Source organism: Actinokineospora fastidiosa (assembly GCF_014648415.1).
In the GTDB taxonomy this organism is placed as follows: domain Bacteria; phylum Actinomycetota; class Actinomycetes; order Mycobacteriales; family Pseudonocardiaceae; genus Actinokineospora; species Actinokineospora fastidiosa.
Genome location: NZ_BMRB01000003.1, coordinates 325923 through 347123, shown reverse-complemented (window position 1 = coordinate 347123; position 21201 = coordinate 325923). Strand labels below are relative to the sequence as shown.

The window sequence follows — 21201 nt, the reverse complement described above, 5'->3', positions numbered from 1 at the left end:
CATCCGTCAGAATGCTTGTCCGACGGACGGGCGGGTGGTGCGCGAGTGTCAGGTGCTGGGGTGCGGCGGTACGGGGCGGGGCCGCTGCCTGCCGAGGCGACGACCTATGTCGGCAGACGACAGGAGATCGCCGAGGTCAAGCGCCTGCTCGGGGCCGGACCGCTGATCACCCTCACCGGGCCGGGCGGCGTCGGGAAGACCCGGTTGGCCGTGCGCGTTGCCGATTCGGCGCGCGCGTCCTTCGGCGAGCGCGTCGTGTTCGTCGGTCTGGCCGACCTGCGCGAGGAACGGCTGCTGGCCAGCACCGTCGCCGAACGCCTCGGCATGGGCGACCGCTCCACCAAGGCGCCGCTGGACCGCATCGTCGACCAGTTCCGCGACCAGCGGCTGCTGCTGGTGCTGGACAACTGCGAGCACATCGTCGAGGCGTGCGCGGTGTTCGTGGACGCGCTGCTGGCCGAGTGCCCGCACCTGGTCGTGCTGGCCACGAGCCGCCAGTCGCTCGGCGTTGCCGCCGAACGCGTGGTGCCGGTGTCGCCGCTGGCGGTGCCCGAGCCCGGCGAGAACGCCGCCGCCCTGGCGTCCTACGACGCGGTGCAGCTGTTCACCGAGCGGGCGACGGCAGTGGTGCCGTCGTTCGAGATCGACGAGGACAACGCGCGCGACGTCATCCGGCTGTGCAAGGCGCTCGACGGGCTGCCGCTGGCCATCGAGCTGGCCGCCGTCCGGCTGCGCTCGCTGTCGGTGCGCCAGCTCGCCGACCGCCTCGACAAGCGCTTCACCCTGCTCACCCGGGGCAGCAGGGGCGCGCCGAGCAGACACGAGACGCTGCGCGCGCTCATCGACTGGAGCTACGAGCTGTGCGACGAGCAGGAACGGCTGCTCTGGGCGCGCGCGGCGGTGTTCACCGGCTCCTTCGACCTCGACGCCGCCGAGCACGTCTGCTCCGGCGGCGGCCTCGACCGCGGCGCCGTGCTCGACCTGCTCGACGCGTTGCTGGACAAGTCGATCCTGCTGCGCGAGGAGCACGACGGCGTCGCCAGGTACCGGATGCTGGAGACGGTGCGCCAGTACGGCGAGGACCGGCTGCGCGCCAGCGGCCACCTCACCCGTCAGCGGCTGCGCCACCGCGACTGGTACCGCAGGCTCACCGCGCGCTTCGCCGAGGAGTCCTTCGGCCACGACCAGACGGCGTGGCTGGGCCTGTTCATCGCCGAGCACGCGAACCTGCGCGCCGCCCTGGACTGCTGCACCACCGATCCCGACGAGGCCGCCATCGGTCTGCGGATCTTCGTGGACCTGCGGGAGTACTGGCTGCTCAGCGGGCACAACACCGAGGCGCGGCTGTGGGCGAGCGCGCTGCTGGACATGGCGGCGGCCGACGCGCCCGCCCGCGCGCACGCGCTGGTGTTCTACGGCTTCCTCGCGCTGATCCAGGGCGACCGCCCCGCCTACGAGTCCGCCTTGGACGACGCCGCCAAGCTGGCCGACGTCCGCGGCGACGAGAGCGCCCAGGCCTACGCCCTGCACATCCGCGCGTACGCCGCGCTCATGGGCGACGAGAGCGAGCTGGCCGCGGAGCAGTTCGCGCAGGCCGCCGACCGCTTCCGCGTGCTCGGCGACGAGGCGGGCGAGCTGTGGGCGACGTTCAACTACGGCCTGGCGATCGGCCGCATCGGCGACCTGGCGCGCGGCCGGGAGGTGCTGGACGACGCCATCGTCCGCTACACCGACCGAGGTGAGGTGTTCTGGCGCTCGTGGGCCCTGTGGTCGCGCAGCGCGGCGGAGTACCTGCACGGCGACATGGAGGTGGCCCGCCAGGCCGGGCTGGACGTGTTGCGCCTGCAGCGCACGGTCGACGACCGCGTGGTCATGGCGTTCACGTTCACCGTGCTGGCAGGCTGCGCCACCCACCAGCGCGAGCCGGTCCGCGCGGCCCGCCTGCTGGGCGCGGCGAGCACGCTGTGGCAGGCGCTGGGCGCGTCCCCGGCCAACTACGTGGCCTTCGTCGAGCCGATGCAGCGCGACATCGGGGTCGTCACCGGGGAGATCGGCCCGCAGGCCGCTGCCGAGGAGTTCATCGCGGGCACGGCGCTGTCCATCGACGACGCCCTCGCCTACGCCCTCGGCGAATCCCCCGAGGAGGAGCCCGAGCCGGAGCCCATGCCCAACCCGCTGACCGCCCGCGAGATGCAGATCGCCGAGCTGGTGGCCCAGGGCCTGACGAACCGCGAGATCGCCACCCAGCTCGTCATCGCCCCCCGCACGGCGGACACCCACGTCGAGCACATCCGCTCCAAGCTGGGCTTCAGCAATCGCACCCAGATCGCGGCCTGGGTGGCGGAGACCCGCCGGGCGAAGGCCGGATAGCGGCGGAGCCGAACACCTCCGTTTCCAGCGCAGCCCAACGCCTTCGACATGACAACGCCCTCGGCGGGAAGCCGAGGGCGTGTCCACAGTGGATCAGACCGCCGGTTGCCCCACCGCCGTGCTGCGGTCGCCGCCGGTGTCCGGGAGGATCAGCTCGCCCTTGGTGAGCCAGGCGGTGCCGAAGGCGAAGGTCGCGGCGAACTCCAGCCACAGCGCGGGGCGCAGGGCCTCGGTCTGCTCCTGGAAGAACAGGCCGAGGATCACCATCAGGGCCAGGGACGCCAGGATCACCACGCCGGAGAGCACGTACACCCCGTTGCGCTTGACCTTGCGCTCGGTCGTCGGGTCCTCGCCCGTGGAGCGGCGGAACAGCACCAGGCAGAAGTACGCCAGCGACAGGAAGAACACGCCCGCGAACGCCAGGTGCAGCACGGCGAACACCTCGTCGGACGCGGTCGCGCCGCTCGGCGGTGCGGTCGGGAACAGCGCGACCCCGATGGCGGCCACGGCGGCGATGTTGCTCACGAGGTCGTCGACGGGTGCGTAACCGCGGTAGGACAACAGGAACACGCCGATCGCGCACATGCTGCCGACGTACACGTCACGCAGGTCGCTGTAGTAGTAGCCGCTGATCGAGTGCAACAGCCGCCCGTCGATCAGGTACTGCCCGAGGACCAGGACCACCGGCAGGGCCATGCCGATGAGGCCGATCGCCCGGCGCAGGTAGAGATAGGAGTGGACGAGGTTGTCGTGTATGGGGCTCATGGCCGCCTCCCGACCTGAAGAAGCCGATAACGGATATATCGGCACAGACGGGTCGCGATGTAACCCCCTCACCCGATCGGACGCAGGGGTCCGGCCCGGCGGGCCGCGTCGCCCGCCGGACCGGACCGGTCAGCCCTGATCAGGGGCTGGTACAGGTGAGCGTGGCCGCACCGCTCGTCCCGCCCGCGGTGAAGCCGAACGACGTGGAGCCGCCCGCGGCGATGGTCCCGTTGTAGGACGCGTTCTTCACTTGCACCGTCGACCCGCTCGTGGTCAGCGAGCCGTTCCACACCTGGCTGATCGTCTGGCCGCTGGCGAGCGTCCAGCTCACCGTCCAGCCGTTCACTGTGGACGCTCCCGCCCGCACGACGACCTCGCCCTGGTAGCCGCCGCCCCAGGAGTTGGTGACCTTGTGCTCCGCGGTGCACGCCCCGCCGGTCGGCGGCGGGGTGGTGGTGGTCGGCGGGGTCGTGCTGCTCGGCGGGGTGGTCGGGTCGCCGTCGCGGCCGACGCCGGTCACCTCGCCGTTGCCGCCGTCGAAGACGACGTCGGAGCAGTTGTAGAAGGTCTCCGTGCTGTCCGAGCGCGACCACACCGAGTAGATGATGTGGCGGCCGGACTTGCCCGTGGGCAGGTTGCCGCTCCAGTAGTAGTGCCCGTCGTTGGTGCCCACGGCGCCCCGCTGCGGCGGGTTGGTGACCCGCAGGAACGGCTGCTCCTCGATGTCGGCCCAGCTCAGCGGCCGGGTGGGGCTCCAGCTGTCCTTCGTGACGTACATGGAGAAGGTGCCGGGGTGGTGGGCCCAGTTGCTGTAGCGCCAGTTGAAGTTGGCGCCCGCGGTCAGGTGGGTCACCGGGTAGTCGGCGCGGGCGATGTCGAAGCCCGCGAAGGTCGGGTTGTTGGCGCTGCACAGCTTCCCGTCGGGGATGAACCCGCGGGTGCGGCCCGCGCCGTCCGAGCGCAGCGACCCGAACCAGTTGTAGAGCGCGTTCGTGCCGCCCGCGTCGACCGCCGCCTTGCAGGCCGGGTTGATCGGCACGATGTTGCCCTGCGGGCTCAGGCCGTCCTGCCAGCACAGGTACGACCTGGCGCCGGGCGCCATCATCGCGCCGTGCGCCGATGCCGGGCTGACCGCCACGACCAGCCCGACGGCGGTGGCCACCGCCGCCGCGGCGCTGAAGAGCGCAAGCTTCCGTCGCATCCTCACCGTTGTCCCTTTCGCGATACCTCGTTGTGTCGGTGCGGGAGTTTGGGAGCGCTCCCAGAAGCAGCTCAAGGGTAGCCCGATCAGTCGGATATGTGAATACCCGATGACGGCCGGGGGCGGTCAGCCGTCGATCAGCCCCTGGTCAGCGGCCCCCGGCAGACTGGGTTCCAGCAAGGCGAAAGGGAGAGGTGCCCGGAGCGGCTTATCGGGTTCCTGCTCGCAGGAAGGGCCTCGGCCCGCGCAGGTTCGAATCCTGCCCTCTCCGCACATCCGCCCGCTATCTGCCCTCCAGACAGCGGGCGAGCCGGTCCACCGCGTCCGGTGGCAGGGATCCCGTCACCAGCAGCTCGCGGACGACGCCGCGCAGGCACTCGCTGAACGCGGTGTAGTGCGGGGTGACCGGGCGCAGTCGCGCGTTCTGGATCGCCGTCTCCAGCGTCTTCGCGTACGGATAGCGGGAGGTCACGGCCGAGTCGAGGTAGATGATGTCGCGGGTCGCGGCCAGCCCGCCGCGCTCGAAGAGGATCTGCTGGCTGCGCGGATCGGTCAGGAACTCGATCAGCTCCTGGGCCGCGCGCGGGCGCTCGGACTTGGCCGCCACGGCCAGGTTCTGCCCGCCCAGGACGCTGCCGCCGGGCAGCGGCGTGACGCCGAACTCGACCGAGTCGCCGAGCGTGCGGTAGGCGACGGGCCAGTTGCGCATGAACAGCGCCTGCCCCGCGCCGAAGGCGTGCGTGCTGGCCAGCTCGTCGAATTCCAGGGACGCCTGGAGGTTGACGTCGGCGTCGCGGACGTCGTCGGCGAGCCTGCGCAGCGCCGCTTGGGCCTCGTCGGAGTCCAGGGCCACCCGACCGTCGGCGCCGACGACCTCCCCGCCCGCGGCCCACACGGCCTCGTGCACCGCGACCGTCAGGCCCTCATAGTCGGCTAGCTGCGTGGTCAGCCCGGCGCGCATGCCGTCGGGCTTGGCCTCCTCGATGGTCTCGCGCATCTCGGACGCGGTCTCAGGCGGCACGTCCACGATGTCGCGCCGGTAGTACAGCAGGCCCGCGTCGGTATTGAACGGCAGTCCCCAGAGCTTGCCGTCATAGCGGCAGGTGCGCAGCGGCTTCTCCAGGAAGCCGGTCGTGTCCGCGTCCTCCAGCGGCCGGATGAAGCCCGCGTCGGCGAACTCGGCCATCCAGGTGACGTCGAGGTTGTAGATGTCGACCTGCTCGGCGCCGGACTGCGCGTGGGCCACCATCTCGCTGTGCGCCTGGTCGGCGTTGGCGGGCAGCTCGACGATCCGGGCGGGGTTGGCGGGCCGGATGTCGTTCCACTGGTCCACCAGCGCCTGCCGCTGCCCGCCCTCGCTCTGGTCGAGGCCGCTGAGGATCACCAGCTCGCCGTCCTCCGCGCCGTCGCCGCCCGCGAGCGCGGGCACGACGTACTGGGTGGCGACCATGGTCACCAGCACGCCGATGACGAACCCGATGACGAGCCGCATCCCGTTCACCCCCACAGCTGCCGGAACAAATCGGTCAGCGCCCGGTCGACCGAGCCCGGACCGGCGTGCAGGCACGCGCCGTCGGTGGCGCGGGTGAGCGCGGCGAACGTCGATGCGCATGCGGCTTCCCCCATCGCGATCACGAATACCCGTACGTCCTGGCCGCGGACGGCGTCGAGCAGTTGCGCGGCGGTCATCCCGCCCGCGGTGTCGTCGCCGCCCGCGAGCACGACCAGCGCGCCGATGCGGCGCTCGTCGCCGGGCCCGACCGCCGCGACGCCCTCGGCGACGGCCCGGTGCAGCGGCGTCGTCCCGGCGGCGGACAGGTCGGGCAGGCGCTCGTCCGCCGCCTCGGCCACGGCGTCGCGCGGCCCGAACGGGACGAGCGGGCGCACCCCGTCGCCGGAGTACGTCCACAGCCCGACCACGTCGTCCGGGCCGAGCAGGTCCAACGCCGCCATGACGCCGCCGGACGCGGCCGACAGCCGGGTCCGCCCGCCCGCCTCCGGCGTGCCCATCCGCTCGGAGGTGTCCAGCGCGAGCAGGACCCGCCCGGGGCGCTGCGCGTTGTCGTGCAGGGCGCGGACGGCGGCCTCGCGCGCGGCGTCGGGCTCGTCGCGCATCGCGGCCACGTGGGGGCCGGTGAGCGCGCCGTAGTGCCTGCTGAGCAGTTCGCCCGCCTCGGCGTCGTTCGTGCGCAGCCCGGTGTCGTTCAGCGCCGCCTGGCCCTGCGGGGTGCCGAGCCAGTCGCCGAAGGCCCGCGCGGCGCGCGCCGCGGGCGAGTCGCCGTTCCACCCGATCGCGGCGAAGGTGTGCCGGACGCGGAAGGTGTCGCTCGGGTAGTAGGCGATCAGGCAGCCGGGGGGAGCCTCGGCGCTCGCGCAGTTCGGCAGCGTCACCCGGGCGTCGGTCCGGGTGAGCGCGTTCGACCGGACGAGCGCCTGTTCGGCCACGATCAGGGCGGTGGACGGCTTGTCGCGGGCGCGGTGGGTCTGCAGCAGGAGCGGGCCCGGCGCCAGCGGGAACCCGTCGCGGTCCGCCGAGCGGCCGACCCAGCGCTCGCGGACCCGTGCCTGCGCGGCGGGCAGCAGCCCTCGGTCGGCGGTGCTCAGCAGGGCGTCGGTGGCCAGCAGCCCGATGCCCGTGGTCGTCGGGTAGGGCCGCACGACGCCCAGCCCGCCCGCCTCCGCGGCCCGCAGCAGGTCGTGCCAGGTGGCGGCGTTGGGGTCGATGCCGCCCAGCCGGTCCACCGCGCCCACCGGCACCCCGAGCACCAGCGGCGACCAGCCGATCTCCCGATCGCCGTCGACGACGGGGTGGCGGCGGTCGGTGTCGGCCAGGGTCTGCCGCAGCCGGGCCAGGTCGCTCGGCGCGGTGGTGATGAGCACGTCCGGATGGGGCCCGTACTCGCGCACGTAGTCGGCGGTCCACCCGACCCCGAGGCCCTTCACTGCCCGCTCGGGCGCAACGGGGTAGACGGCGACGTGCGTGGTCGGGCAGCCCAGCGACTCCTCGGCGGTGTGCCGCTCGTAGGCGTCGGCTACCTCCCGGTACAGCTCCACGTCGTCCGGCGGGGTGGCCACCCGCAGCTCGATCGGATGTTCGCAGCCGTAGATGAGGAACCGTCCATAAGCGACGGCAGGTGGGGTGCCGATCCAGACCACCGCGGCGGCCGCCGCCACCCCGGCGGTCCAGGCGACCATGCGCGTCCAGAGCCTGCGCGAGCGGCCGCTCACCCATCTGCGCAGCTTCGACAGCACGGGCGCGCGCAGCTGGGAGCCGCCCGCGGCCACCAGCACGGCCCCGCCGATGAACTGCAGCCACGCGCGCAGCGAGGTCAGGGAGTTGGCGGACAGGGCCATCAGGATCTCGCCGAGCATCATCAGCGCGACCCAGCCCAGCTGGGACCGCTCCGGTTTGTGCTCGTCGGTGCTCAACGTCGAGGACACCTTCCCGCGCGGGAACCCGTGCACCCAGAGACCTACCATATGCCTCCACCCAGGTGGCGGAGTTCACTCGCTGTCACCCGATCGGCGGCTATCCAGTCCGTGCCATCACCCGAGGGCGGGCGGTCGGCCCGGCCGCTCTGTCCATTGTGGTCGACTACCATCGGGCCATGGCCAAGAGCGGGAGCACGCTGACGGTGGTGCTGGCGGGCGCCATGAACCTGGCGATCGCGGTGTTGAAGCTGATCGCGGGCCTGGTCACCGGATCGGCGGCCATGCTGGCCGAGGCTGGCCACTCGGTGGCGGACACGCTGACCGAACTCCTGCTGCTGACCGCGCTGCGGGTCTCCGGCCGCCCCGCCGATCGTCGTCACCCGTTCGGGTACGGCAAGGCGCGCTACTTCTGGTCCCTGCTCGCCGCGGTCTCGATCTTCGTGTCGGGCGCGGTGTTCGCGCTGTACGAGGGGTTCTCGACGGTCTTCGGCGAGCCGGAGGAGCAGACGTCGCCGCACGTGGCCTACGTCGTGCTCGCGATCGCCTTCGCCCTGGAGTCGGTGTCGTGGCTGCAGGCGCGCCGCCAGGTCAGCCGGGAGGCCGCGGCCGCCCACCGCACCTTCTTCGTCCACTTGCGACAGAGCGAGGACCCCACGTCGAAGACCGTGCTCTACGAGGACAGCGCTGCCCTGGCGGGACTGCTGCTGGCGTTCGCGGGCGTCGGCATGCACCAGCTGACCGGCTCGTCGGTGTGGGACGGCGTCGCGTCCGTGGCCATCGGCGTCCTGCTGGCGTTCGTGGCCTACCTGCTCGGACGCACCAACGCGGGCCTGCTCATCGGCAGGCAGGCAGCGCCCGACCTCGTCCACGCCCTGCGCGCCGCCCTGGCCGCCGCGCGGGAGGTCGACGCCGTCGTCGACCTGCAGACGATGCTCATCGGCACCGACCGCGTCCTCGTCTGCGCCCGCGTCGACTTCGACGACGCGCTGGGCGCGGCGGAGCTGGAGCGCGCCTGCGTGCGCATGGCCACCGAGCTGCGCGCCGCGCACCCGGCCGTCGCCGAGGTGTTCATCGAGCCCGTGCCCCGCACGGACCAGGAGCTGCGCGCCGCCGTCCTGGCCCGCTACGGCGAACTCGACTGAGCGGGGGCCCGGCCAGCGAGACCCCCAAAACCCGCTGGACGGGCGCGTGCCAGCGTGGCAGGGGCCGTCCTCGGATCGTCCCTGCCCGGTCCCCGTCCCGGCGGTACGCTGATCGTTTCCACGGCGTCGAACGCGGGGGAGGCTCCAGGTGCGGGTCCGCGTCCTCGGACCGCTGCAGGTGGTGGCGGGCGAGCGGGAGGTTCCGGTCAGCGCGGCGCGCTCGCGCAAGGTGCTGGCCGCGCTCGCGCTGGCGGCCGGGCAGCCCGTCTCGCTCGACCGGCTCATCGACGCGGTGTGGCAGGCCGACCCGCCTGCGACGGCCGCCAAGCAGATCCGCAACACCGTCTCCGACCTGCGCCGACTGCTCGCCGCGACCGCTGCGGTCCCGCCCACGCCGACCGGGTACCGGCTGGCCGTGGAGACCGACGTCGGCGCGTTCGCCGAGCACCTGGCCCGCGCCCGCGCGCACGCCGCCGAGGGCCGCGACGCCGACGCGGCGGGGGAGTACCGCGCGGCGCTGGCGCAGTGGCGGGGGCCCGCGCTGGCCGACGTCGCCGTGCCCGCGCTCGCCGCGCAGGTCGCCGGGCTGACCGAGCAGCGGCTGGTCGCCATGGAGGAGTGCGTCGAGCTGGAGCTGGCGCTGGGCGCGCCCGGCCTGGTCCGGGAGCTGACCGCGCTGGTGGCCGAGCACCCGCTGCGGGAGCGCTTCGCCGCCCAGCTCATGACCGCCCACCTGCGCGACGGCGCCCACGCCGAGGCGCTGACCGTCTACGAGACCGTCCGCAGGGCGCTGGCCGAGGAGCTGGGCATCGATCCCGGCCCCCGGCTGCGCGGCCTGCACGCCCGGATCCTGGCCGACGACCGGCCAGCGCCCGTGCCCGCCCGCTGCGACCTGCCCGCCGACGCCACGCACTTCACCGGCCGCGAGGCGGAGCTCCGGCGGCTGCTCGACGCGGCGGGCGGCGGCGGCGCGGTCGCGATCTCGGCGATCGACGGCATGGCGGGCGTCGGCAAGACGGCACTGGCCGTGCACACCGCGTACCGCCTGATGGACCGCTACCCGGACGCCCAGCTGTTCATCGACCTGCACGCGCACACCCCGGGCCGCGACCCGCTCCCGCCGCAGGTGGCGCTGGACAAGCTGCTGCGGGCCATCGGCGTGCCCGGCGAGCGCGTCCCCGACGACGTGGAGGACCGCGCCGCGCTGTGGCGGGCGGAGCTGGCCCGGCTGCGGGCCGTCATCGTGCTGGACAACGCCGCCGACGCCGAGCAGATCCGCTCGCTGCTACCGGGGCGCTCGGCCAGCCTCGCCCTGGTCACCAGCAGGCAGCGGCTCACCAGCCTCGACAACGTGTGCCTGGTGTCGCTCGACGTGCTCCCGCCCCAGGACGCCCGCGCGCTGTTCGCGGGCGTCGTCGGCCACGAGCGGGTGGGCGCGGAGCCCGACGCCGTCGACGAGGTCCTGCGCCGCTGCGGGTACCTGCCGCTGGCGATCCGCATCGCCGCGTCCCGCCTGCGGCACCGCCCCTCCTGGACCGTGGCGCACCTGGCCGCCCGGCTCGGCGAGTTACCGACCGGCGTCGCCGCCGCGTTCGCCCTGTCCTACCGGCACCTGAGCCAGCGCGCGCAGCGGCTGTTCCGGCTGCTCGGCCTCATCCCCGGCCCCGACATCGACCTCTACGCCGCCGCCGCGCTCGCCGGGCACCGGCCCGAGGAGACCACGGCGGTCCTGGACGAGCTGGTCGACGCCCACCTGCTGCAGGAGCCGCTGGTCGGCCGGTTCCGGTTCCACGACCTGCTGCGCTCCTACGCCGCGGAGTCCGCCGCGGGCGACGACCGCCGCGGCGCCCTGACCAGGCTGTTCGACTTCTACCTGCACACCGCGTCCGCGGCCATGGACACCCTGGCGCCCACCGAGAAGCCGCACCGGCCCAGCCTGCCCCCGTACGACACCCCGCGCCCGGCGCTGACCGAGTACCAGGCCGCCCTGCGCTGGCTGCGCGCGGAGAACGCGAACCTGGTGGCCGTCGCCGACGCCGCGGCCGCCGACGGCTGGCACCGGCACGCCTGCCACCTCTCGTCCACCCTGTGGCGCTACTTCCACGTCTCCGGCAAGCAGAACGACGCGCTGGCGCTGCACGCCCACGCCCTCACCGCCGCCCGCGCTGCCGGTGACCGCCTGCTGGAGGCCGAGACCCTGGCCAGCCTCGGCTACGTCGGCTGGTGGCTGGGCCGCTACCGGGAGGCCATCACGCACTGCCGCGCCGCCGTGGCGGTCGCCAGGGAGACCGGCAACCTGGCCCTGGAAGGACGCGCGCTGCACGCGCTGGGGCTCGTGCACTGCAGGCTCGAACAGCACGCCGAGGCGCACGCGGTGTTCACCAGGATGATGACCGTCGCCCTCGACAGCGGCGACCGGATCCTGGAGGCGTACGCGCTGCGCGGTCTCGGCGACGTCCACAATAGACTCGGCGAGCACGGGCAGGCGCTGTCCTGGCTGGGCAAGGCGCTGAGCCTGGCGGAGGAGACCGGGAACCGCAGCGCGGAGGGCTTCGCGCTCAACGGCCTCGGCGACGTCCACCGCCGCATCGGCGACCACGCCACGGCCGCCGACTACCAGCGCCGCGCACTCACCACGGCCAAGCAGACCGGCAACCGCAACGTCGAGATCCGCGCGCTGAACGGGCTCGGCGAACTCCCGACCACCGGGTACGACCAGGCCATCGGCTACCACCGCCGCGCGCTGGCGCTGGCCGAGACCGTCGGCGACCGCTTCGAGCAGGCCCGCGCGCACCAGGGCCTCGCGGGCGTGTACCGCGCGCTGCGCTACGCCGACGAGGAGCGCCGCCACGCCGATGCCGCCCGTGATCTCTACACTGATCTCGGCATCCGCGCACCGGGTGAAGTGCCTGCCTGAGGGGGGACCATGGCCGGTCACGTTGCCGACTCCACCGCCGAGGCGGCGACGCTGCTGCGCGCCGCTGGCGCCCTCGTCCCCGATCGGGGGCTGCGCGGCCCGGACACCATGGCCGCCCGGTTCATCCCGTGGTCGGCGCGGGCGGGCGCGCTGGTCAAGGTGCCCGTCGTCCGCTCGCTGCTGGTCCGCGCCCTCCGCAGGGCGTGGCCGGGCGCGCTGTGGTTCGAGGTCGTGCGCACCCGGCACATGGACCAGGTGCTGCGCGACGAGGTGGCCGACGGCGCGACGCAGGTGGTCATCCTCGGTGCGGGTTTCGACTCCCGCGCGTACCGCATGGCGGAAACCCTTGCGGCGACAACGGTCTACGAGGTCGACCACCCGGACACGTCCGCGCGCAAGCGCGAACGCCTGCGCGCCGTGGTCGCCGAGATCCCCGCCAACGTGCGCTTCGTGACCGTCGACCTCAACCACCAGGATCTCGCTGAGGCGTTGGCGGACAAGGGTTTCTCGCCGACGGTCCGCACGGTGGTCATCTGGTCCGGTGTCGCGCCGTACCTGACGCCGGAAGGCGTCGAACTCACGCTTCGCTGGATGGCGACGCAGAACCGGGACAGCGCCATCGTGTTCGACTACTGCTGGCAGGAAGTGCTGGACGGCACCTCGACCAACGAGAACGCGCTCACCGTCGCCCGCTGGGTCGCCACCAGGGGCGAGCCGTGGCGCTCCGGCATCCCCGAGGGCCGCACCGCCGAGTACCTGGCCCGCCTCGGGCTGCGCGTGGCCGAGGACCTGACCATCCCCGAGGCCCGCGCCCGGCACCTCGGCGAGCGGCCGGTCCCCATCTGGGACTTCGGCGGCTTCGTCGTCGCCCGGCCCGCCTGATCGCGTCGCGCCCGACCGCGGGCCCCGCCCTTGGGGTACAGTCGGCCGGGTTGGGACATCAGCTCTCGGCACCCGGCCTGCGCGGTGTCCCAATCCAGTCCGGCCAGGTGGTTCTCCGGCCGGGGACGGGAGCACCGGCTTGTCGCCGGACCATAGCCCGCTTTCCCACGATCAGCCCCCTTCCACCGCCGCTGCGCGGCGGAGAGTCCCGTGAGCCGCGTCAAGCGGTCCGCCCTGTCCCGGGGCACCGCTCCGCTCGCCTTCGCCGAGGCGCGGGCAGCCGCCTGCCAGGCCGAGGCGGGCGTTCGCGCCCAGGCCGCCAAGACCGTGGCGGGCCATTCCCTCGATGCGGGCGACTGCGACGAACTGCTGCGCATGCTGGGCCTGATCGATCCATTCCGCACCACAGGAGGACACAGCCGATGACTCAGGGAACCGTGAAGTGGTTCAGCGGCAGCAAGGGCTTCGGGTTCATCTCCCCGGCCGAGGGCGGGGAGGACCTGTTCGTGCACCACTCCCAGATCGAGGGCTACGACTTCCAGGGCCTCCCGGACGACCAGGCGGTGGAGTTCGAGGTCGGCACGGGCCGCAAGGGGCCGCAGGCCATGGGCGTGCGCGTCCTCTGAGCCCCGGCTAGGCCGGGGGCCGCTGCCCCTCGGGGGCGAGGCGGTCGAGGTCGGCGGCGCGCAGCCGGAACACGCGAAGGTCCCGGTCGAAGTACTTGCGCGTCTCGCCGACCCAGGACATGCCGTTGCCGCGGATGGCCGGGGCTTCCCGGCCGTCCTCGGGACGGACCACGGTGAACACCTCGTCGATGTCGTGGCGGAACGCCCACGTCGCGAGGGCGAAGGTCACCTCGCCAGCGAGCTCGTCGTCGCCGCGGACGTCCGGGTGCGGGTGCCAGCCGATCTCCAGGTCCTCGTTGCCCGGCGGCAGGGGCAGCACGACGGCGCCGCCGACGACGCGGCCGTCGCGCTGGATCGCCCAGCGGCCGGTGGGCGGCGGCCGCTCCTCGGACTCCCACTGCCGCAGCAGCGCGCGCATGCCCGCGATGTCGGCCACGCGCTCCAGTTCGGGGCTGTGGTCGACGCCGTAGACGGCCAGCGCGGCGGCCGCGTCCTCCGCGCGCCAGGCGCGGAACACGACCGGCGGGTACCCGGTGGTCAACGGCTGGCCGCGTGCTTGAAGCAGGGGACCGGGGTGGCCTCGGGCTTGGCCGCCTGCTGCGTGGTGCTCTCCGTCGCCAGGTGGCTGAACACGACGGGCGGCACGGGGTTCTTCTCGGCTGTCATGGATTCCTCTTCGTCGTTGATGCGCAATGGACTGTCAGCGGGTGCGGCGGTGCAGGCGCGCGGCGAGGTCGCCGCGGTCCGTCCGGGCTGCGGGGATGGCCCCTGGCCCGGCCTCAGCGTCGCCTGCCGCCTTCCCCAGGGATTCGGCGACGAACCGGGCGACGGCCTCCGGCGCGGGCACCGAGTCGCCGCCCATCCGGGACAGCACGATCGGGGCCTCGGCGGGCGCGGTCTCGACCGAGACCACCCACCCCTGGGACTCCTCCCAGGCCAGCATGACGTCCCGGCCGGGATGCCCGGCCGACCGGCAGTTCAGCGCCACATACGCGGTGACCGTGTCCGTGACCTCCCAGTTCACCCCGTCGGCGGGAACGCCGACCGTGTCGGCGACCGCTCGGACATAATCGGCGAGTGCTTGGGCCAGAGCGTGTGCGTGTGCGCTTGCCTGCGCGGTCTGTGTCATGTGCTGGTCCTTCCCCGGCCTCGCCGCGTGCCCGCGGCTCCCGGGGTTGTCACGAAAGCGGCCGAAACCATGAACAGACCGCGATGAGTGGCTATGCCGATGGGTGATCGGCGCCGTGGCTCCCGTTGAGGGGGATTCGGTTGAGAACGCGCTGTTCGTACGCGCAGCCAACCCGATCGCCAGTGTATCCCATCCGGGCCCGCGGAGCGGATCACCAAGCTGGCGTGACGGCGTGTCCGCGCGTTTCTAGACGGCGTCCGGCCCCACCGCCGGACGCGCAGGCGTCCGCGCGCACGCGAGGCAGGCCTTGAGGAAGTCGTTCAGCACCCGCAGCAGCCAGGTCAGCTTCCCGAGCCGACGCCGCATCACCTCCGTCCGCGCCTGACACGCCCTGGCGTACTGCGTCCACGCGTCATCCCCGGCGCGCTCAGCGGCCAGGGCGAGCTTGTCCCACGCCGCCTCTTCCTGCACCAACGCCTGCTCGAAGTCCAGAACCCCCGCCACGAACGCCGCCGTGCAGGGCGCCAGCGCCGCCACCCCCAACAGCCCCACCGCAACCGCCCCGACCGGCGTCTCCGGCAACCCGTCGCGGAAGGCGTAGATCACCCCACCCAGCGGGAGCGCGGCCGCCAGCGCCGACGCCAGCGCAACCGCGGCCGCCTTCTTCTGCGTCCGAACGGCCTTCAGCACGTCATACTCCAACTGAGCCCGCTCCCCGGCGTCCAGGCCACCCCCGCCGCCAGCAGCTCCCACCACCCCGCCTGCAGGCCCTCCGCCGGCTCCGCCCGCTGGGCCTCCGCCAACTCCGCCCGCTGGCCCTCCACCGGCTCCGCCTGCCGGGTCTCCGCCAGCTCCGCCTGCCGGGCCTCCATCGGCTCCGCCGACCCCCGCCGCCGGTGCTCCGCCGCCTCCCGCTCCGGCTGCCCCGTCGACTGGTGCCGGGACGGCTCCGCCGCCTCCGACCGCTGGTGCTCCGCCGACTGCCGCTTCTTCCCCGCGGCCCGGGGACTCGATCGCCGAACCTTCGGGACTCGACAACGGGCTGCCCATCATGGCCTCCTGGTCAGGCGGTTTCCGGCGGCGTCAAGGCGGCGATCACCGCGTCGTGGTCGGCGAGGTAGCCGTCCACGTCGATGCCGTAGAGCTTGAGGAACTCCTTCGCGCTGTCCTCCGTGCCGTCGAGGACGAGCAGGTCGCGCAGCACCGGGTGCTCGTCGAAGTCGATCACCACCGTCTCCTCAGCCTGCTGGGGCGCGGGCTTGGCCAGCAGCTCCCACGTCTTCGGCCCGGCCACGCCGTCCCCCGACAGCCCCTTGTCCAGCTGGAAGGCCGCGAGCCGGGCCTGCAGCTCCGGTGACATCTCCGCCATCGCGTCCTCCTAGTACCCGTGGGCCCTGAGCTGCCGGTCGAGGTATTCCACCCACTCGCCGCTGTCCCCGAGCCGCACCTCAGGGAAGGTCTCCGGGTCGGCAGCGACGTCGACCCCGTGCCGCCGGAACACCTCGGCCTTGTCCGCCGAGCCCTCGGCCTCCGCCACGAACGCCTCGGCCCGCTCCGCCACCCCACGCGCGCCCGCCTCGTGCAGGAACCAGTCCCGGAACTGCGCCCAGTCCTCCTCGCGCCCACTCCAGACCGGCCCGCACTCGGCGAGGAAGTCCGCCCACTCGCGCTCGGACGCCCGCGCCAGTTCGAGGTAGAGGTCCGTCAGCGAGTCCCCGTACTCCTGAACCCGCGCCACGACCCACCCGGGATCGCCTGCATAGGTGACGTACTCGACGAACCGCTCCACCGCGTACTCGTCAACCGACTCACCGACAGCCCGCTCCCGCAACCCGTTGCGAAACGCGTCCCAGTCGTCCCCCACCGGCTCGGCGCACAGGACCTCGAACCACCGCCGAGCCCCATCCGCGTCCGCGATCCCCACCACCCGGACCGCCCCAGCCACCACGTCGTCCATCGGTCCCCACCCATCCGCGATCGGAGAGTCGAACACCTGGCCCCAGCCAAGCTACGACGCCCCCCCCACGCGAACGGACGCCCGTTCATCCGGACTTTCGGGCACCCATCCACCACCCACCGCCCGCCCTAAAGACCGCGTCCGCATACCCAACGACGAACACGCTGAATGACCAAGGGAAGCTCGGCCCCGGCGACGAGGTGAAGGCGGGCCACGGAGAGTGTGGTGCCCCCGGCAGGACTCGAACCTGCGGCCAAGAGCTTAGAAGGCTCCTGCTCTATCCGCTGAGCTACAGGGGCGTGGGACGACTGCCCCGTCGCTGGAGGGTAGCCGTCTCGAAGGGTGTGATCGCCGGAAGCGGCCCGTCCGTTTCTCCGTCGAGCCGGTTGGGTGACGAAACCGTCATCTGGGGGCGGTCGAGGCCCGCTCCACCAGCGTGGTCGGAAGGGTCCGGCTGGGGCCGGGTCTTGCGCCGTCGAGCAGGGATATGGCCAGCTCAGCGGCTATGCGCCCCTTGTCGACAAGATCCTGTCTGACGGTCGTGAGCGGCGGATCGGCCCACTGGGCGGCGGGGGTGTCGTCGAAGCCCACGAGGGTGAGGTCCTCGGGCACGCGCAGTCCCAGGTCGTGTGCGGCGCGCAACGCCCCCAGCGCCAGTTCGTCGGACATGCACAGCAGCGCCGTGGGCCGCGGGACCTGCCGCAGCAGCCAGTGGGCGCCCTCGCGCCCGTGGTCGCGCAGGCAGCCGGGCGTCTCCCACACCGGCGGCGCGTCCAGCACCGACACGTACCCCGCCATCCGCTCCCGCGTCACCCGGTACCGCGAGGTCGCCACGCGCTCGGCGGACGGGGGGCCGCTCACGCCGTCCGCGTGCAGGGCGAACGCCAGCACGCCCACGTCGCGGTGGCCCAGCCCGACCACGTGGGACGCCGCCAGCGCGGCGCCCGCGCGGTCGGCGACGTCCACCATCGCGGACCCGGGCAGCACCGGCTGGTCGATGACCACCAGCGGCAGCCCCCGCCGCTCGACCTCGACGAGGGCCGCGCAGTCGTCCGGCAGGGAGTACGCGACGGCGACGTCGGCGTGCGCCCGCGCGACGCTCTCGCGTCGGGGGCCGCCCTCGACGCCGGGCATCAGCAGCATGGAGCGCTCGACGTCCAGGGTGTCGGCGAGGCTGTCCAGCACGATCGACAGCGCCGGGTCGGAGAACGCCGCGGACAGCCGCGAGCCGAGCATCACCGCCACCGAGCCGCCGCTGCGCGTGGCCAGGCTGCGCGCGACCGGGTCCGGCCCCGCGTACCCCAGCGCCGCCGCCGTCATGATGATGCGCTCGCGCAGCGACGCCGAGAGCTGATCAGGGCGGTTGTAGGCGTTCGACACCGTCGCCCTGGACACACCCACTTCGCGAGCCACCGTGTCCAGGGTCGGCCGTCGTTCCCGTCCCACCCCCCAAGCCTAACGGTCGGCTAAATCACGCGACCGCTCTGAAGCGCTTCAGTTAGCATGGCCGCGTGGTCGCTGTCCTCGTCTTCTTCGCCCTGAACGGTGTCGTGTTCGGCTCGTGGGCCTCACGCGTGCCCGCGCTCGCCGCCCAGATCGGCGCCCAGGAGGGCGCGCTCGGGCTCTCGCTGCTCGGCGCCAGCGTCGGCATGATCGCGGCCGCGTCGGTCACCGGCAGGCTGACGGCGTCCTTCGGCGCGCGCCGGGTGCTCGGCCTCTCGACGCTGGCCAGCGCCGCCGCGCTCCCGCTGCTCGGGCTCGCCCCGTCGCCGCTGGCCCTCGGCCTGGCGCTGGTCCTGCTCGGCGCCTGCGTCGGCACCTTCGACGTGGCGATGAACGTCGCCGCGGTGACCGTCATCCGGGCCACCGAGCGCCCGATGATGCCGATCTTCCACGCGTCGTTCAGCTTCGGCGGCCTGCTCGGCGCGAGCGGCGCGGCGGTGGCCGCGTTCGCGGGCCTCCCGCCCTTCCAGCACCTGCTGATCGTCAGCGGGCTGGTCGTGGTCGCGCTCGCGGTCTTCGTGCGCCAGGTGTCCGACGAGGTCCGCCCCGCCGAGGCGGTGACCACCTCCACCGGGCCCGCCGCGTTCCGCAGGCCGGTGCTCTGGCTGCTTGCAGGCGTCGCCCTGTTCTCCGCGGTCGCCGAGGGCGCCAGCGCCGACTGGTCTGCCCTGTTCGCCGCCGAGTACCGGGGGATGAGCGAGGCGTCCGCGGCGATCGTCTACGGCGTCTTCTCCATCGCCATGGCCGTCACCCGGCTGTTCGGCGAGCGGGCCCAGCGCCGCTTCGGGCCCGAGCGGCTGCTCGTCTTCGGCGCGCTGGTCGGTGGCGGCGGGCTGATCCTGACCGCGCTCGCGCCGTCGGCCGTGGTGACCTTCGCCGGATTCGCCCTGGCGGGCGTCGGTCTGGCGTACATGTTCCCGGTCGCGCTCGACCTCGCCGCGGCCGCCGGGCGCCGCGCCGACGGCACCGGCGGCGAGCGCGAGCTGGGCTTCGTCACCACCATCGCCTACAGCGGGTTCCTGGCCGGACCACCGTTGGTCGGCGGCATCGCGCACCTGTCGGACCTGGCCGTCGCCCTCGGCGTTGCGGGCATGATCGCCTGCGCCATCGCCCCCACGGCGATCGCCGCGCGGGCGGCGGCCAAGCGGGAAGCCGTCACTGTGTGAAACACGTGCTCTCGGCTCGCGATCACCGGCGCACTACTCTGCCAAGAGTGGACAAGCCCCAGCGTGCGACCGGCGTCGTCGGACTCATCGCCGTCGGGATCGGGCTCGCCGCCACCCTGGCCGCGCTCCTGGTCTCGCTCTCCGGCGACGGCCTCTACGACCTGCTCGGCCTGCCCACCCCCGACGCCTTCACCCGGCACGGCCTGACCGTCGTCCGGGTGCTCGCCGAGGTCGGCAGCGTGATCACCATCGGCTCGCTGCTGTTCGCCGCGTTCCTCGTGCCTCCGCAGAAGTCCGGCGTGCTCGACGTCGGCGGCTACGGGGCGCTGCGCTGGGCGGGCGGCGGCGCGCTGCTGTGGTTCGTCGGCGCGCTGCTGTCCGCGCCGTTCCTGGCCGCCGACGCCGTCGGCCGCCCCGTCCTCGACATCCTGTCCGCGGACACCCTGCTCTCCCTGGTCGGCGCGCTGTCGCAGGCCCAGGCGTGGCTGCTGACGGCCGCCATCGCGCTGCTCGTCTTCGTGGGCACCCGGTTCGTGCTGACCTGGGGCTGGACGACCGTGCTGTTCGGCGTCGCCCTGATCGGGATGACGCCCGTCGCGGTCACCGGGCACTCGTCGAGCGGCGGGTCGCACGACATGGCCACCAACAGCCTGCTGCTGCACCTGGTCTCGGCCGCGCTGTGGGTCGGCGGGCTGATCGCGCTGCTGGCCCACGGCAGGCGCGCGGGCGCGAACCTGCCGCTCGCCGCGACCCGGTTCTCCAGGATCGCCCTGGTCTGCTGGATCGTCATGGCCGGGTCCGGGGTGATCAACGCGCTGGTCCGGCTGCCCCTGGCGGACCTGTTCACCAGCACGTACGGGCTGCTGGTCGTGGCGAAGGGCGCGGCGCTGCTCGTGCTGGGCGTGTTCGGCTACTTCCAGCGCGAACGCGGCGTGAAGGCCGTCGTCGAGAAGGGCGCGGGCGGACCGCTGATGCGGCTGGCCGCTGGCGAGGTCCTGCTGATGCTGGTCACCTTCGGCCTGGCCGCCGGGCTCGCCCGCACGCCGCCGCCGGAGTCGGCCATCGTCGTGCCCGACCGCGTCGAGCTGGCCCTCGGCTTCCCGCTCAGCGAGCCGCCGACGGTGAGCACCCTGCTGTTCGACTGGCGCTTCGACCTGATCTTCGGCACGCTAACGCTCGCCCTCGCCGGGCTGTACCTGCTCGGCCTGCGCAAGCTGCGGGCGCGGGGGGTGGCGTGGCCGGTCGGGCGGACGGTCGCCTGGCTCGCGGGCTGCCTGGTGATCCTGTTCGCCACGTCGTCGGGCTTCGGCAAGTACGCGCCCGCGATGTTCAGCGTCCACATGCAGACGCACATGATGCTGTCGATGCTGGCCCCGATCCTGCTGGTCCTGGGCGCGCCGATGACGCTGGCGCTGCGCGCCCTCCCGGCAGCGGGCTCCGACGCCCCGCCCGGGCCCCGGGAGTGGCTGCTCGCGCTGGTCCACTCGCCGGTCTCGCGCGCGCTGACCAACCCCGTGGTGGCGCTGGTGCTGTTCATCGGCTCGTTCTACGGGCTGTACCTGTCGGGGCTGTTCGACTCCGCGCTGCCGCAGCACTGGGCGCACCTGGCGATGAACGCGCACTTCCTGATCGTCGGCTATCTCTTCTACTGGCCGGTGATCGGCGTCGATCCGGCGCCGCGCAGGCTGCCGCACCTGGGCAGGCTCGGTCTGGTGTTCGCGTCGCTGCCGTTCCACGCGTTCTTCGGCGTGGTCCTCATGGGCATGCAGACGGTGATCGGGGAGGCGTTCTACCGGGGGCTCGCGCTGCCGTGGAACTCCGACCTGCTGGCGGATCAGCGCCTCGGCGGCGGCATCGCGTGGGCGTCGGGGGAGATCCCCCTGCTGGTCGTGCTGATCGCGCTGCTCGTGCAGTGGGCGCGGGCCGACGACCGCGAGGCCCGGCGGTCGGACCGCCGCGTCGATTCCGGCGATTCGGACGAACTCGAGGCGTACAACGCGATGCTGAAGAAGATGGCGGACCGGAAGCCGTAGTTATCCACAGGTCGCGGATCGCGGTGGCGAGCGGGATCGCCGCCCGGCCAACCTGGTCTCAGCGGGCCCGACGCGGGC

The 21201-nt window shown here is 73.3% G+C and carries 20 protein-coding genes and 2 tRNA genes; 9 read left to right on the top strand and 13 right to left on the bottom strand.

Annotated elements, in window-relative coordinates; all coding sequences use genetic code 11:
- Positions 1–60: 60 nt before the first annotated feature.
- The gene (locus IEY98_RS20590) at positions 61–2370 is read left to right on the top strand and encodes an ATP-binding protein (protein ID WP_229787103.1); all 2310 of its coding nucleotides are present in this window, start codon (positions 61–63) and stop codon (positions 2368–2370) included.
- A 93-nt stretch (positions 2371–2463) separates the two neighbouring features.
- Here the strand turns inward: IEY98_RS20590 and IEY98_RS20585 are convergent, their stop codons facing one another.
- Positions 2464–3135, bottom strand: a complete 672-nt coding sequence (locus IEY98_RS20585) for a DUF998 domain-containing protein (protein ID WP_189212197.1) — start codon at positions 3133–3135, stop codon at positions 2464–2466.
- A 139-nt stretch (positions 3136–3274) separates the two neighbouring features.
- Positions 3275–4336 carry a lytic polysaccharide monooxygenase gene (locus tag IEY98_RS20580; protein WP_189212196.1) on the bottom strand — a complete coding sequence of 354 codons (1062 nt, stop codon included), beginning with the start codon at positions 4334–4336 and terminating at the stop codon, positions 3275–3277.
- A 188-nt stretch (positions 4337–4524) separates the two neighbouring features.
- Here IEY98_RS20580 and IEY98_RS20575 point away from each other — a divergent pair.
- Positions 4525–4607, top strand: a tRNA-OTHER gene (locus IEY98_RS20575).
- Positions 4608–4619: 12 nt separating this feature from the next.
- On the opposite strand, the gene IEY98_RS20570 is transcribed toward IEY98_RS20575, so the two are convergent.
- Together IEY98_RS20570 and IEY98_RS20565 are read right to left on the bottom strand one after the other, a co-directional pair.
- A complete protein-coding gene (locus IEY98_RS20570; RefSeq protein WP_189212195.1) occupies positions 4620–5828 on the bottom strand; it encodes an extracellular solute-binding protein in 1209 nt (402 codons plus the stop codon).
- A 5-nt stretch (positions 5829–5833) separates the two neighbouring features.
- The gene (locus IEY98_RS20565) at positions 5834–7816 is read right to left on the bottom strand and encodes a vWA domain-containing protein (protein WP_189212194.1); all 1983 of its coding nucleotides are present in this window, start codon (positions 7814–7816) and stop codon (positions 5834–5836) included.
- A 128-nt stretch (positions 7817–7944) separates the two neighbouring features.
- Between IEY98_RS20565 and IEY98_RS20560 the strand changes: the two genes are divergently transcribed.
- The 5 genes from IEY98_RS20560 to IEY98_RS20540 all read left to right on the top strand — a co-directional run bounded on the left by IEY98_RS20560 (position 7945) and on the right by IEY98_RS20540 (position 13335).
- Complete coding sequence (locus tag IEY98_RS20560; RefSeq protein ID WP_189212193.1) at positions 7945–8910, top strand: cation diffusion facilitator family transporter; 966 nt, start codon at positions 7945–7947, stop codon at positions 8908–8910.
- 148 nt (positions 8911–9058) lie between these two features.
- Entirely contained in the window at positions 9059–11827 is a 2769-nt protein-coding gene (locus tag IEY98_RS20555; RefSeq protein ID WP_189212192.1) for an AfsR/SARP family transcriptional regulator, read from the top strand.
- Between the two features lie 9 nt (positions 11828–11836).
- Complete coding sequence (locus IEY98_RS20550; RefSeq protein WP_189212191.1) at positions 11837–12709, top strand: class I SAM-dependent methyltransferase; 873 nt, start codon at positions 11837–11839, stop codon at positions 12707–12709.
- A gap of 210 nt (positions 12710–12919) precedes the next feature.
- Positions 12920–13135 carry a hypothetical protein gene (locus tag IEY98_RS20545; protein WP_229787102.1) on the top strand — a complete coding sequence of 72 codons (216 nt, stop codon included), beginning with the start codon at positions 12920–12922 and terminating at the stop codon, positions 13133–13135.
- Positions 13132–13335 carry a cold-shock protein gene (locus tag IEY98_RS20540; protein WP_189212190.1) on the top strand — a complete coding sequence of 68 codons (204 nt, stop codon included), beginning with the start codon at positions 13132–13134 and terminating at the stop codon, positions 13333–13335. The genes IEY98_RS20545 and IEY98_RS20540 overlap by 4 nt, the downstream gene beginning before the upstream one ends.
- Positions 13336–13342: 7 nt before the next feature.
- Here the strand turns inward: IEY98_RS20540 and IEY98_RS20535 are convergent, their stop codons facing one another.
- From IEY98_RS20535 to IEY98_RS20500, 9 genes are all read right to left on the bottom strand, one after another.
- On the bottom strand, positions 13343–13876 hold the full coding sequence (locus tag IEY98_RS20535) for a GNAT family N-acetyltransferase (RefSeq protein WP_229787101.1): 534 nt from the start codon (positions 13874–13876) through the stop codon (positions 13343–13345).
- A complete protein-coding gene (locus IEY98_RS33155) occupies positions 13873–14001 on the bottom strand; it encodes a hypothetical protein (protein ID WP_258906368.1) in 129 nt (42 codons plus the stop codon). The genes IEY98_RS20535 and IEY98_RS33155 overlap by 4 nt, the downstream gene beginning before the upstream one ends.
- Positions 14002–14035: 34 nt before the next feature.
- Positions 14036–14464, bottom strand: coding sequence for a DUF6292 family protein (locus IEY98_RS20530; RefSeq protein WP_189212189.1), 429 nt, complete (start codon positions 14462–14464; stop codon positions 14036–14038).
- A gap of 246 nt (positions 14465–14710) precedes the next feature.
- The gene (locus tag IEY98_RS20525; RefSeq protein WP_189212188.1) at positions 14711–15154 is read right to left on the bottom strand and encodes a hypothetical protein; all 444 of its coding nucleotides are present in this window, start codon (positions 15152–15154) and stop codon (positions 14711–14713) included.
- Positions 15148–15336, bottom strand: coding sequence for a hypothetical protein (locus IEY98_RS20520; protein WP_189212187.1), 189 nt, complete (start codon positions 15334–15336; stop codon positions 15148–15150). The genes IEY98_RS20525 and IEY98_RS20520 overlap by 7 nt, the downstream gene beginning before the upstream one ends.
- 191 nt (positions 15337–15527) lie before the next feature.
- Positions 15528–15833 (bottom strand): peptidoglycan-binding domain-containing protein, encoded by a 306-nt coding sequence (locus IEY98_RS20515; protein ID WP_189212186.1) that lies wholly within the window; start codon positions 15831–15833, stop codon positions 15528–15530.
- Positions 15834–15842: 9 nt separating this feature from the next.
- The gene (locus tag IEY98_RS20510; protein WP_189212185.1) at positions 15843–16421 is read right to left on the bottom strand and encodes a hypothetical protein; all 579 of its coding nucleotides are present in this window, start codon (positions 16419–16421) and stop codon (positions 15843–15845) included.
- Between the two features lie 223 nt (positions 16422–16644).
- A tRNA-Arg gene (locus tag IEY98_RS20505) sits at positions 16645–16720 on the bottom strand.
- Between the two features lie 103 nt (positions 16721–16823).
- Positions 16824–17843 (bottom strand): LacI family DNA-binding transcriptional regulator, encoded by a 1020-nt coding sequence (locus IEY98_RS20500; RefSeq protein WP_189212489.1) that lies wholly within the window; start codon positions 17841–17843, stop codon positions 16824–16826.
- Positions 17844–17932: 89 nt separating this feature from the next.
- On the opposite strand from IEY98_RS20500, the gene IEY98_RS20495 reads away from it, so the two are divergent.
- Complete coding sequence (locus tag IEY98_RS20495) at positions 17933–19090, top strand: MFS transporter (protein WP_189212184.1); 1158 nt, start codon at positions 17933–17935, stop codon at positions 19088–19090.
- Positions 19091–19137: 47 nt separating this feature from the next.
- Positions 19138–21123 carry a bifunctional copper resistance protein CopD/cytochrome c oxidase assembly protein gene (locus tag IEY98_RS20490; protein WP_229787100.1) on the top strand — a complete coding sequence of 662 codons (1986 nt, stop codon included), beginning with the start codon at positions 19138–19140 and terminating at the stop codon, positions 21121–21123.
- Positions 21124–21201: the final 78 nt, after the last annotated feature.